Origin of the sequence: Pseudomonas sp. NPDC089752 (assembly GCF_044748725.1) — a bacterium.
Classification (GTDB): Bacteria; Pseudomonadota; Gammaproteobacteria; order Pseudomonadales; family Pseudomonadaceae; genus Aquipseudomonas.
Map to the genome: position 1 here is coordinate 96,763 of NZ_JBIVGP010000001.1, position 11,852 is coordinate 108,614.

The window sequence follows — 11,852 nt, forward strand, 5'->3', positions numbered from 1 at the left end:
TCCTTTTCGCACCGTGCAGCAGTACTCGACCTCATTTTCGCTGTGGTTAAGCGTGTAGGAAAAATCCTTGATTGCAGTATTCGCCTTTATATTTGTAGGAACTTTCCTACAGATAAATGTCTTTTTTGATGAAAGTTCCTACGGTCTTTGTCTGTTGTTGCTTAATATGTTGGTGTCGTAGCTTTCTTGTTAAAAACGATGCTCGCTACGAGCGACTTAGGTCGAGAGTAAAAGTGTAAGTTTATATTTATTTGTATGATGCGGCGGGCTGCACTACTCTCTCGCGGCGCTTGATGTTTGGAACAGGTCTTTCTGGGCTGGCCTCCATCGAATTGCGCCGAGTCTCGCAGCGCGTAAAGCAACTAGGCAGGACCCAATGAACAAACCATGGAAGCTCTTGAGTGTCTGGCGTTCTCCCCCAGCCACCCCCCTCCTGCCGCTCGCAACGGGAATCGTACTGACCCTCATGCTGATCGGCATCTGGTGGCTCGGCCCTCATTGGGCCTGGGGTGAATACCATCCGCTGGCCCGTGTGGAATATCGGGCGGTCGCCAGCTTAGTGCTAGTCATAGTGCCGATGCTTTGCGCGTTGCTCGTACTGCGCGCACGCTTTCGACGGCTACAGTTGGAGCGCGACCAGGCTGCCGCCGCTGAAGCAGACCCGAGCCTCACCTATATCCAGGATCAGCAGCGGGCCCTCGATCGACAGCTTGCACGCTACCTCGACCACGCAGGCGGACATCGGGCCTTGTATCAGTTGCCGTTTTATCTGGTGCTTGGCTCAAGGGGCGCAGGCAAGAGCAGCCTGGTCGAGCGTTCCGGCCAATGCTTCTCCCTGACCCATATCGACAAAGCTCAGGCCCTTGGCCGGCAGGAAGATCCATCCGCTTATGCGGTGGATTGGTGGGTCAGTGACGATGCAGTCCTCATTGACCCTCCAGGGGATTTCCATACCCATGGGGGAGACCCCTTTGGGCAGACCAATGCAGACGACCCTCCCAAGCCGCCTGCAGGTACTCAAGCCAAGCTATGGATGCACCTGCTGCATTGGCTCGTGCTCAACCGCAAGCAGAGGCCGCTCAATGGGTTGGTATTGGTCGTCGACCTCGCAGCAATCCTGCATGCCTCGCCGCAAGACCGCTCGGCACTGGCGCACCTGCTGCACGCACGCCTTCGCGAGTTGAACAGTGAACTGGGCATGCGCCTGCCTCTGTACGTCGTGCTGAGCAAGGTAGATTTGCTCACGGGGTTCGAAGAGCTGTTCGGCAAGCTGAGTAGCTTGGAACGCGAGCGAATTTTTGGTTTTTCCTTCAGCTTGCGAACGGACAGCACTACCGATGCCTGGCGCGATCAAGCCGCCAATCAATACGACCTGATGATCAACCGTGTGCAGCAGCATGCCTGTGATCGGATGGGTGATGCGCTCGATCAGGACCTGCGCGATCGCCTGTTGTCATTCCCAGCGCAATTGGCAGGGTTGCGCCCGGCCCTGTTGGGTTTTCTGCAAGAAACGTTGGCAAGTGACCGACCGCCAACCCCGGCTCTGCTGCGTGGTATGTACTTCACTTCGGTCTTGCAGCAAGGGGGGCCCGATAATGCATTTGTGCGGCAGGCTGCCCAGCCCTATGGCAGCCCTGCGCCGCTTGTAGCCAGCAGGCGGCAAGGGAAGGATGTGTATTTCGCGCAGCAGCTTTTTCAACGCGTCGTTTACCCAGAGGCTGGATTAGCTGGCGATAATCAGGAAACCACCCATTACAGACACCGGCGGCTGTGGATTGGCAGCGGGGTCAGCATGCTGGCGGTTGCAGTCGCGGGGGCAAATCTGCACCGCTTTTTCGATATCAACCAAGCCAACACTCACAGCATTCTGGTCAAGAGCCAAGCTTTCAGCATGGGTGAATCAGACGAGCAGCTCGACCCAACCGGGCGAGACTTGCTAACGCCGCTGCAACAGATCCGGGATGCGGTATCGGTGTTTGGCGACTACCGCTCGGCATGGCCAGGTGTGAGCGACGCTGGGCTCTACCAAGGACGAGCCATTGGTCCGAGGGTCGATGAGGCTTACCTGAGGCTTCTGTCCCGGCGTTTTCTACCGGCGTTGGCCAGTGGCCTGGTAGATGCCATGGAGGCCGCTCCACCGGGCAGTGAACAACAGATGGCGCCACTGAGGATCTTCCGCATGATCGAGGACCGGCCACACCGGCGCGCGCCGTGGGTGGAGGCCTGGATGGCGCGTGTGTGGCAAAGCGCGTTCCCTGGTCAAGGGCAGGTTCAGCGTGACCTGATGCGCCACCTTCAATACGCCCTTGAGTATGCTGATGCCGATCTGCGGGCGTTTCATCCGCGTGTCGCTGAGGTCCAGCGAAATCTGCGCTCGGTCCCTTACCCGCAACGGCTGTATGCCAGCCTCAAGCATGAATCGGGGTCGGTGCTGCAGGCCGATCTGGATCTGCGCCAGCACGTGGGTCCGGCTTTTGACGTCATCTACTCAGGCAGTGAGTACACTCGGCTGGCGCCTCTGCTGACGGCAAAGGGTTTCAACGTGTTCTTTGGGCCGCGTAGCCAGCAGCTGAGCGAGATGGCCATGGTCGATCAGTGGGCTTTGGGTGATCGCCAGCAACTGGGCAGCTCCGAAGCCGACCGCGCAGCACTGGCTGAGCAATTGAACAACCTCTACAGCGCTGACTACATCGCCAGTTGGCGACAGGCATTGCAGCAGCTTTCGGTGACCGATTTCAATAGTCTGGACGGTGGTGTTGAAGTGCTGGCGCAACTTACTGGCCCTGCAGCACCTTTGCGTCGGCTTCTGGAGACGGTGCGCGAGAATACTCTCATCCAAACACAGCCTGCTTCAATTGAAGGAGACCAGCAACCAGGGGCTCAGGCAGCAGATATTCGTCGGGCCTTCGCCGGTTTGAACGAGATGCTCGAAAAGCACGGAGAGCGCCCCAGTCACTACGATGAGACCCTCGCGGCCATCAAGGCGGTGCTCGATCATGCGAGGGCAGTTCAGAAGGATCCTCAGCGGGGCAGTGCAGCGCTCGAAGCGGTACTCCAACGTTTTTCCAGTAAAGGGGCCGACCCGATCACCGCATTGCAGCGGGTCGCATCAGGTCTGCCTGAACCCATTCGCCAACACATTTCGTCAGTTGCCGAGCAAATGGCTTCTGTAATGATCAACGAAGCTTTACAAGAGCTGGACCTTCGCTGGCAAACCGATGTTTACAGCTTCTTCGAGCAGCGCTTGGCAGGGCGTTACCCGTTCACGGCACAGCCGTTCGATGCCTCGCTGGAGGATTTCGAAGCTTTCTTCGGGCCGGATGGGAAGTTGCAGCAATTTCACACCGACTATCTGGATGCGTTTCTGCTGGACAGCGCCACTGCACTGGCTATCAACGACTCAGGTGGCTCGCTGATAAGGCATGAGGTCAGAAAGCAATTGCAGGCGGCTGCAGATATTCGCGAAACCTTCTTCGATAACCGCGGTAACCTCAACGTGCAGTTCAGCATCGAGCCCTTGGGCCTGAGCCGCAACCAGCGCACCAGCCTGCTGGAACTGAGTGGGCAACAAATCGCCTACACCAGCGGTTCTCGGCACAGCGTAAGCATCACCTGGCCAAACGCACAGCTTCAACGCAGCACATTGACGCTGCTTCGGAGCAACGGCCAAATGAGCTCCCTGGAATCCCATGGGCCTTGGTCAGTGTTCCGCTTGCTAAGCCGTGGCGGGCTCAATGGCCGTACCCCCACCAGTGTGGACCTCAGTTTCACGGTCGGGGATGGAGCGGTGCGCTACAAGGTGAGCGCGGAAAAGGCCTACAATCCAATTACCCAGCAACCCTTCAAGGGCTTCAAGCTGCCGTTTAGCCTCATTGATCATTCCGCTTCGAACGGGTTGCAGGCTTGGCGATAAGCCCGTCAGCAAGCTGATCTTGCTTACGCCCAAAGGCCAAAAAGCAACAGTGCTGCAATCCCCAACCCCACAGCAATCGAACACCCTCCCAACGAAAGCGCCGCACGCCCTTGCCGATACCACTCGTCCTGCCCTAACTCGCGCGCCGGCGCCAGCAAACGGCGCCAACGCAGTTCAGTGTCATGAAAGGCCTGCAGGTGTGCCGGGTCGGCATCAAGCCAACGGCGAAAGTCGATTCGTTCGCAGGAAGTCGCAGCAGGGCTCTGCAGCCGCACATACCATTGCCCGGCAACGCTGGCCAAAGCATCGTCTTGTGGACGAGCTGCTTGCAGCGCTTGGTTCATGTGCCGTTCGATGCTCAGCAAGGGCAAATCGAGGCGATTGGCGATGCTGGCGAAATCCAGCTGATCGAGGCGGTTGAGCAGGAACACTTGTTGGACCCGGCGCGGCAAGCGCTTGAGGCCATGCAGCAGGGCGTCCTCGGCGTCATGGCCAGCAGCAGGCGTGGGGTGCTCAAGGGGCAGCAACAGGCGGCTCATGGACAGCTCCTTGCTCAAGGGGGGGAGGGGTGGGGGCATCTTCCTTGATGCGCAACCAGCGTAGGCGAAACGAGATTGATTCTCAAGTGCTGATTCCGCAAAGTTTTGTAATGAGCGTTCACGCTCTGACACACTTTTGCTATCATCGCCGCCATCAACGATCTTCATTAGCCTGAAGAGCCAAAAAAAATGACCCGGCAAAAAGCCGGGTCAAAAACCGTGATTAGCCTGATGAGGAGATAATCTGAGAGCGACCTAAGCTTTCAGGTTATCCAGCTGATCTTGCGACCAGCTGAGTGCAATAATAATCGTTATCATTTGCCAGTCAAATGATTTTTCTCTTATCCGGTAAAAAACTTTTACCGGAGCGCTTCCTTGTGCCGGCAATCGGGGCTTTTGCCGTTACCCGGCCATCACGTTTTTCCTTTCTTTCATACCTCTACACACCGATTTGCGCGGCGCGCTTGTGCTCCAGCAGGGCCCGGGCCATGTCCATCATGTGCATCAGCGCGAAGGTCAGTTCGCGCTGGCTGCCTTCTTGATGGCTGGCTGTTTCATGGGCTGTGGCGGCGGCGCAGCGCAGCAGTGCGATGGCGTGCTCCTGGGCCTGCTCGCTGCTGACGCCGTCGTGCAGGGTCCAGATGCGGTTGTGTTCGCTGGGGCGGGTGGGGTTGGGATTGAGGTAGTAATCGAGGGCGCGGCGGGCTGCTTCGCTGTCGAGTTCTGTTTCGTCGTTTTTCGGTGGTTTCATCCTGATACCTGCTTATGCCAATAGGAAAAAGGTCCGCGTTGATTTTAATACCTGAAGTATTTTTTGGCTTTGAGATAAATAATACTGAATGTTTATTGAGCGCCGGAGGGCAGTCCGTATCGTGCCAGCGATGAATATGGATAAATGGATTGCCCTCGTCCGTGACCGGATGGAGGAGCTCGATATCTCCCAGGAGCAGCTCGCCGAACGCGTTGGGGTTTCCCAAGGCAGCGTGGGGCACTGGGTGAACAAGCGGCGTCAGCCCAAGGTCGATTCGATGAACCGGGTGTTCGTCGAACTGGGCATGCCGCATTACCACGTCAGCCTGCAGTTGCGCGTGCTGGGTCAGGTGGGAGAGGAGAGCGCCCGCTACGAAATGGACGATGCGGATGACGCCATCGACCTGATGCAGTACATCGTATGTTTTCGCTATCCGTTGCTGGCCTGGGACCGCTTGGGTGCACTAGAAACCGACGAACCTGTTGTCTACGAACAGACCGAGTATCTGGCGCAGGGCAAGGCGTTCTGGCTGACCGTGGAAAATGATGCGATGAGCACCGCCAGCGGCCGTAGCGTGCCACAAGGGATGCGCATTCTGGTGGACCCGGGGCTCGAGGCAGCGCCTGGGCGACTGGTAATTGCGCGCCAGCCGGGAAAATCGGCGATATTGCGTGAGCTGGCCGAAGAGGGCGGGCAGCGGTACCTGAAGGCGCTGAACAGCAGCTATCCGGCCCTGGTGTGCGAGGAAGGTTGTGAGTTTCTGGGCGTGGTCGTGCGGGTGCACGGCATCTTCTGAAGTTGTGGGGCCGCCAAGCGGCCCCCCTCTACATCATTCCACCAGTTCGACCAGTGCCGTCCCTTCGCTGACCATATCCCCTTCCTGGCAGAACAACGCCTTCACCGTGCCGCCATGCGGTGCGCGGATGCTGTGCTCCATCTTCATGGCTTCCAGCACCACCAGCGCCGTTCCGGCTTCCACCACCTGGCCCGGCTGGACCAGCACGCGCACGATGCTGCCGTTCATCGGCGCCCCGAGCCCACCCTGGTGGCTATGGCTGGCCTCGGCTTCGGCGATGGGGTCGAAGGCCTCGACCGCCTGCATCTCGCCATCCCAGCGCAGGAACAGCGTATTGCCCCGGCGTATCGCCAGATAACGTCGACGCACCCCATCGGCACCCAGGCTCAGGTGTTCGCCGTCCAGTTGCCAAGCGGACGCAGGGTGATGCTCAAGGGCAATCGCCTGGCTTTCACCACCACTGCGCAGGTGCAGGCTGCTGTGCGCCGGCAGGCCCAGGCGCAAGCCGTTGCGCTCGGCCCAGGGCGAGCAGTTGTCGTCGACACGCTGATGGGCTGGCTGGCCTTGCAACCACGCCTCACCGGCTGCTTGCCAGAAGCTTGCGGGCAACGCCTGCGGTGCTGGTAGTAAAACTTCCTGATGGCGCGGGATAAATCCGGTGTCCAGCTCGGCTGCGGCGAATGCTGGATGGGCAAGGATGCGCCGCAGGAAGGCAATATTGGTTTTCAACCCGCCGATGGCAAACTCATCGAGCATCGCCAGCAAACGCAGGCGCGCCTGTTCGCGGTTCTCGCCCCAGGCAATCAGCTTGCCCAGCATCGGGTCGTAGAACGGCGACACCTCGTCACCTTCGCTGACCCCGCTGTCCACCCGGCGGCCTTCACCTGGGGCCGACTCGCGGTATAGCGTCAGGGTGCCGGTGGCCGGCAGGAACTCGTTGGCCGGGTCTTCGGCATACAAGCGCACTTCGATGGCATGGCCGATCAGCGGCACCTGCTCCTGGCTGATCGGCAGCGGCTCGCCACAGGCGACGCGGATCTGCCACGCTACCAGGTCGAGGCCAGTGATGGCTTCGGTGACCGGGTGCTCCACCTGCAGGCGGGTGTTCATCTCCATGAAGAAGAACTCGCCACGGGCGTCGAGCAAAAACTCCACGGTGCCAGCGCCGACATAACCGATGGCTTGGGCCGCGCGCACCGCCGCTTCGCCCATGGCCCGGCGCAGTTCAGCCGAGAGCCCTGGAGCTGGCGCTTCCTCGACCACTTTCTGGTGGCGGCGCTGGATCGAGCAGTCACGCTCGTTGAGATACAGGCAGTTGCCGTGCTGGTCGGCGAACACCTGGATTTCCACGTGGCGTGGTTTGAGCACGTACTTTTCCACCAGCATGCGCGCATCGCCGAACGACGACTGCGCCTCACGCTGGGCCGAGGCGAGGGCATCGGCCAGCTGGCTTTCCTCCTCGACCACTTTCATGCCCTTGCCGCCCCCGCCGGCGCTGGCCTTGAGCAGCACCGGGTAGCCGATGCGCTCGGCCGCTGCACGGAAGGTTTCCAGGTCCTGGGCTTCGCCGTGGTAACCGGGCACCAGCGGTACGCCGGCTGCTTCCATCAGCGCCTTGGCGGCCGATTTGCTGCCCATGGCATCGATGGCGCTGGCCGGGGGGCCGAGGAAGATCATCCCGGCATCTTCGATGGCGCGAGCGAAACCTGCGTTCTCGGAAAGAAAGCCGTAACCCGGGTGAATGGCCTGGGCGCCGCTGGCCTTGGCCGCAGCGAGCAGTTTGTCGACGACCAGGTAGCTGTCGGCAGCCTTGCTGCCGCCCAGGTCCACGCGGGTGTCTGCTTCACGGCTATGGCGGGCATCGCGGTCGGTGGCGCTGTGCACGGCCACGGTGGTCAGGCCCAGGGCCTTGGCGGTGCGCATTACCCGGCAGGCGATTTCGCCGCGGTTGGCGACCAGCAGGGTGGTCAGTGTCGGGCGGCTCATGGGCGCGGCTCCTTCTTGGGTTCGGTTTGCCAGGCGGGGCGACGCTTTTCCAGGAAGGCGCGCAGGCCTTCCTGGCCTTCGGCGCTGACGCGAATGCGGGCGATGGCGTTTTCGCAGTAGCGGCGCAGGGCCGGGCTGAGTTCGCCGTCGTCGACTTCGCGCAGCAGGTCCTTGGTGGCGCGCAGAGCCTGCGGGCTGTTCTGCAGCAAGTTATCCACCCAAGCCTCGACCTGCGTTTCCAGCTCAGCGGCAGGGTACACCTCAGCCAGCAAGCCCAGTTCACGGGCGCGCACGCCGCTGAAACGCTCGGCAGTCAGGGCATAGCGGCGCGCAGCACGTTCGCCGATGGCCTTGACCACGAACGGGCTGATCACCGCCGGGGCCAGGCCGATGCGCACTTCCGACAGGCACAGCTGCGCGTCCTCGGCGCCGATGGCCATGTCGCAACAGCTGATCAGCCCCAACGCGCCGCCAAAGGCCGCGCCTTGCACCACAGCCAGGGTCGGCACTTTGAAGCGGTGCAGGGCATACATCAGCTCGCCCAGCTCGCGGGCATCATCCAGGTTGGTATTGAAGTCCAGCTGCGCCGACTGCTGCATCCAGGCCAAATCGGCGCCGGCACTGAAATGCCGGCCGCGACCACGCAACAGTAAAAAGTGCAGGCTGGCATCGTCGGCCAGTTGATCGAGGGCGACGATCAGTTCGCGGATCATCTGCGCGTTGAAAGCGTTGTTCTTGTCCTCGCGGCTCAGCCACAGGGTGGCGAAGCCGCGCGGGTCGCGCGTCACTTCAAGGGTGCTGAAATCGCTCATCGGTCACATCCGGAAAATGCCGAAGCGGCTCTGTTCGATTGGCGCGTTGAGCGCGGCGGACAACGCCAGGCCAAGCACGTCGCGGGTTTGCGCCGGGTCGATGACGCCGTCGTCCCACAGCCGGGCGCTGGAATAGTAAGGGTGGCCCTGGTGTTCGTACTGGTCGAGAATCGGCTGCTTGAGCCGGGCTTCATCCTCGGCGCTGAAAGCCTGGCCGCTGCGTTCGCTCTGTTCACGCTTGACCTGCGCCAGCACCCCGGCCGCCTGTTCGGCGCCCATCACGCCAATCCGCGCGTTGGGCCACATCCACAGAAAGCGTGGGTCGTAGGCGCGGCCGCACATGCCGTAGTTGCCAGCACCGAAACTGCCGCCGATGATCACCGTGAACTTCGGCACCTGGGCGCAGGCCACCGCCGTCACCAGCTTGGCGCCGTGCTTGGCGATGCCGCCTTCTTCGTACTTCTTTCCGACCATGAAACCGGTGATGTTCTGCAGGAACAGCAGCGGAATGCCGCGCTGGCAGGCCAGCTCGATGAAGTGCGCGCCTTTCTGCGCGGCCTCGGCGAAGAGGATGCCATTGTTGGCGAGGATTGCGACCGGATAGCCGTGCAAATAGGCGAAGCCGCACACCAGGGTGGTACCGAACAGCGCCTTGAACTCATCGAACACCGAGCCATCGACCAGACGCGCGATCACCTCGCGCACATCGAACGGCTGCTTGGCATCGGCCGGCACCACGCCATAGAGCTCTTCGGCGCCATACAGCGGTGCGACCGGGGCCAGGCGCTGCAGCTTGCCGAGCTTGTGCCAGTTGAGGTTGGCGACACTGCGCCGGGCCAGGGCCAGGGCGTGTTCGTCGTTGTCGGCATAGTGGTCGGCCACGCCGCTGGTGCGGCAGTGCACATCGGCGCCGCCGAGCTCTTCGGCGCTTACCACCTCACCAGTGGCGGCCTTCACCAGCGGTGGGCCGGCGAGGAAGATGGTCGCCTGCTGGCGGACCATGATCGCTTCGTCGGCCATCGCCGGCACATAGGCGCCGCCTGCGGTGCACGAGCCCATGACCACGGCGATCTGCGGGATGCCCAGCGCGCTCATGTTGGCCTGGTTGAAGAAGATCCGCCCGAAGTGCTCGCGGTCGGGGAACACTTCATCCTGGCGCGGCAGGTTGGCGCCGCCGGAGTCCACCAGGTAGATGCACGGCAAACGGTTCTGCAGGGCGATGGTCTGTGCGCGCAGGTGTTTTTTTACTGTCAGCGGGTAGTAGGAGCCGCCTTTGACCGTGGCGTCGTTGGCCACGATCATGCATTCCACGCCTTCGACCCGGCCAATGCCGGCGATCACACCTGCGGCGGGCACGTCTTCGCCATACACCTCATGGGCGGCCAGCTGGCCGATTTCGAGGAAGGGGGAGCCCGCATCGAGCAGGCGATTTATCCGTTCACGCGGTAGGAGTTTGCCGCGCGATGTGTGCCGCTCCTGGGCTTTCGGCCCGCCGCCCTGTGCCACTTGGGCGAGCAGGCCGCGCAGGGCCTGGACCTGTTCGAGCATGGCCGCGCTGTTGCCGGCGAACTCCGCCGAACGCGGGTTGATCTGGGTGTGCAAGGTAGCCATGTGCGCCCGTCCCTTGTGCTCAGCGGGTTTCGTTGAACAGTTCGCGGCCGATCAGCATCCGGCGGATTTCGCTGGTGCCGGCGCCGATTTCATACAGCTTGGCGTCGCGCAGCAGGCGGCCAGCCGGGAACTCGTTGATGTAGCCGTTGCCACCGAGAATCTGGATCGCTTCCAGGGCCATTTGGGTTGCGCGCTCAGCGGTGTAGAGAATCACCCCGGCAGCGTCCTTGCGAGTGGTCTCGCCACGGTCACAAGCTTGGGCCACAGCATACAGATAGGCGCGGCTGGCGTTGAGCTGGGTATACATGTCGGCGATCTTGCCCTGGATCAGCTGGAACTCGCCGATGCTCTGGCCGAACTGTTTGCGGTCGTGGATGTACGGCACCACCAGGTCCATGCAGCTTTGCATGATGCCGGTGGGGCCACCGGACAGCACCACGCGCTCGTAGTCGAGGCCGCTCATCAGCACCCGCACGCCGCCGTTGAGTTGGCCGAGGATGTTTTCTTCCGGCACTTCGACGTCATCGAAGAACAGCTCGCAGGTGTTGGAGCCGCGCATGCCCAGCTTGTCGAACTTGTTGCTGCGGCTGAAGCCTTGCCAGTCGCGCTCGACGATGAACGCGGTGATGCCGTGGGCGCCCTTGTCCAGGTCGGTCTTGGCGTAGATCACGTAGGTGTTGGCGTCGGGGCCGTTGGTGATCCAGGTCTTGCTGCCGTTGAGCACGTAGCGGTCACCGCGTTTTTCGGCGCGCAGCTTCATCGACACCACGTCGGAGCCGGCGTTGGGTTCGCTCATGGCCAGGGCGCCGATGTGCTCGCCGCTGATCAGCTTGGGCAGGTATTTGAGCTTTTGCTCGTGAGTGCCGTTGCGGTTGATCTGGTTGACGCACAGGTTGGAATGGGCGCCGTAGGAGAGGGCCACCGAGGCCGAGCCGCGGCTGATCTCTTCCATCGACACCACATGGGCCAGGTAGCCCAGGCCAGCACCGCCGTATTCCTCGGAAACGGTAATACCGAGCAGGCCCATGTCGCCGAACTTGCGCCACATGTCGGCGGGGAACAGGTTGTCGTGGTCGATCTGCGCGGCGCGTGGCGCCAGCTCGGCGGCGACGAAGGTGCGTACCTGGTCACGCAGCATGTCGATGGTTTCGCCCAGGGCGAAGTTCAGGGAGGGGTAATGCATGGGGGGCACCTTCTTGTTCTTGAAATATGGATTGCACCGTAGCTCATTGACGGAATCACGGCCTCTGTGGGAGCGGGCTTGCCCGGCGAATGCATCAGCTGGGCCGCCATCATTGCCCGAATGATCGCTTTCGCGGGGCAAGCCCGCTCCCACAGGGTTCAGAGTCGATCGTCGAGAGCGGTGTCGTTTTCACCTTTACGTTAACGTAAGCCTGTCATGAATCACTGTCAATCTACTCATCACCTTTACGTAAACGTAAAT

The 11,852-nt window shown here is 61.3% G+C and carries 8 protein-coding genes; 2 read left to right on the top strand and 6 right to left on the bottom strand.

Annotation, left to right across the window (positions count from 1 at the left end; all coding sequences use genetic code 11):
• The first annotated feature begins 376 nt into the window (after window positions 1-376).
• Window positions 377-3,913, top strand: coding sequence for a type VI secretion system membrane subunit TssM (gene tssM, locus ACIPZF_RS00385; RefSeq protein WP_400794176.1), 3,537 nt, complete (start codon window positions 377-379; stop codon window positions 3,911-3,913).
• Window positions 3,914-3,936: 23 nt separating this feature from the next.
• Here tssM and ACIPZF_RS00390 read toward each other — a convergent pair whose 3' ends face one another.
• Together ACIPZF_RS00390 and ACIPZF_RS00395 are read right to left on the bottom strand one after the other, a co-directional pair.
• The gene (locus ACIPZF_RS00390; protein ID WP_400794178.1) at window positions 3,937-4,452 is read right to left on the bottom strand and encodes a DUF4880 domain-containing protein; all 516 of its coding nucleotides are present in this window, start codon (window positions 4,450-4,452) and stop codon (window positions 3,937-3,939) included.
• A 439-nt stretch (window positions 4,453-4,891) separates the two neighbouring features.
• Entirely contained in the window at window positions 4,892-5,203 is a 312-nt protein-coding gene (locus tag ACIPZF_RS00395) for a DUF6124 family protein (RefSeq protein WP_400794180.1), read from the bottom strand.
• Between the two features lie 88 nt (window positions 5,204-5,291).
• Between ACIPZF_RS00395 and ACIPZF_RS00400 the strand changes: the two genes are divergently transcribed.
• Window positions 5,292-5,999 carry a S24 family peptidase gene (locus ACIPZF_RS00400; protein ID WP_400794182.1) on the top strand — a complete coding sequence of 236 codons (708 nt, stop codon included), beginning with the start codon at window positions 5,292-5,294 and terminating at the stop codon, window positions 5,997-5,999.
• Window positions 6,000-6,032: 33 nt separating this feature from the next.
• Here ACIPZF_RS00400 and ACIPZF_RS00405 read toward each other — a convergent pair whose 3' ends face one another.
• From ACIPZF_RS00405 to ACIPZF_RS00420, 4 genes are read right to left on the bottom strand one after another with little or no spacing between them, the layout of a single operon-like run.
• Window positions 6,033-7,985 (bottom strand): acetyl-CoA carboxylase biotin carboxylase subunit, encoded by a 1,953-nt coding sequence (locus tag ACIPZF_RS00405; protein ID WP_400794184.1) that lies wholly within the window; start codon window positions 7,983-7,985, stop codon window positions 6,033-6,035.
• Complete coding sequence (locus ACIPZF_RS00410; protein WP_400794186.1) at window positions 7,982-8,797, bottom strand: gamma-carboxygeranoyl-CoA hydratase; 816 nt, start codon at window positions 8,795-8,797, stop codon at window positions 7,982-7,984. Before ACIPZF_RS00410 ends, ACIPZF_RS00405 begins: the two co-directional genes overlap by 4 nt.
• 3 nt (window positions 8,798-8,800) lie before the next feature.
• Complete coding sequence (locus tag ACIPZF_RS00415; protein WP_400794188.1) at window positions 8,801-10,408, bottom strand: carboxyl transferase domain-containing protein; 1,608 nt, start codon at window positions 10,406-10,408, stop codon at window positions 8,801-8,803.
• Between the two features lie 19 nt (window positions 10,409-10,427).
• Complete coding sequence (locus ACIPZF_RS00420; protein WP_400794189.1) at window positions 10,428-11,591, bottom strand: isovaleryl-CoA dehydrogenase; 1,164 nt, start codon at window positions 11,589-11,591, stop codon at window positions 10,428-10,430.
• Window positions 11,592-11,852: the final 261 nt, after the last annotated feature.

Excerpts from the sequence above, each read along its gene's own strand:
- tssM (WP_400794176.1), top strand. The coding sequence starts at position 377 with ATGAACAAACCATGGAAGCTCTTGAGTGTCTGGCGTTCTCCCCCAGCC.
- ACIPZF_RS00390 (WP_400794178.1), bottom strand. The coding sequence starts at position 4,452 with ATGAGCCGCCTGTTGCTGCCCCTTGAGCACCCCACGCCTGCTGCTGGC.
- ACIPZF_RS00395 (WP_400794180.1), bottom strand. The coding sequence starts at position 5,203 with ATGAAACCACCGAAAAACGACGAAACAGAACTCGACAGCGAAGCAGCC.
- ACIPZF_RS00400 (WP_400794182.1), top strand. The coding sequence starts at position 5,292 with ATGTTTATTGAGCGCCGGAGGGCAGTCCGTATCGTGCCAGCGATGAAT.
- ACIPZF_RS00405 (WP_400794184.1), bottom strand. The coding sequence starts at position 7,985 with ATGAGCCGCCCGACACTGACCACCCTGCTGGTCGCCAACCGCGGCGAA.
- ACIPZF_RS00410 (WP_400794186.1), bottom strand. The coding sequence starts at position 8,797 with ATGAGCGATTTCAGCACCCTTGAAGTGACGCGCGACCCGCGCGGCTTC.
- ACIPZF_RS00415 (WP_400794188.1), bottom strand. The coding sequence starts at position 10,408 with ATGGCTACCTTGCACACCCAGATCAACCCGCGTTCGGCGGAGTTCGCC.
- ACIPZF_RS00420 (WP_400794189.1), bottom strand. The coding sequence starts at position 11,591 with ATGCATTACCCCTCCCTGAACTTCGCCCTGGGCGAAACCATCGACATG.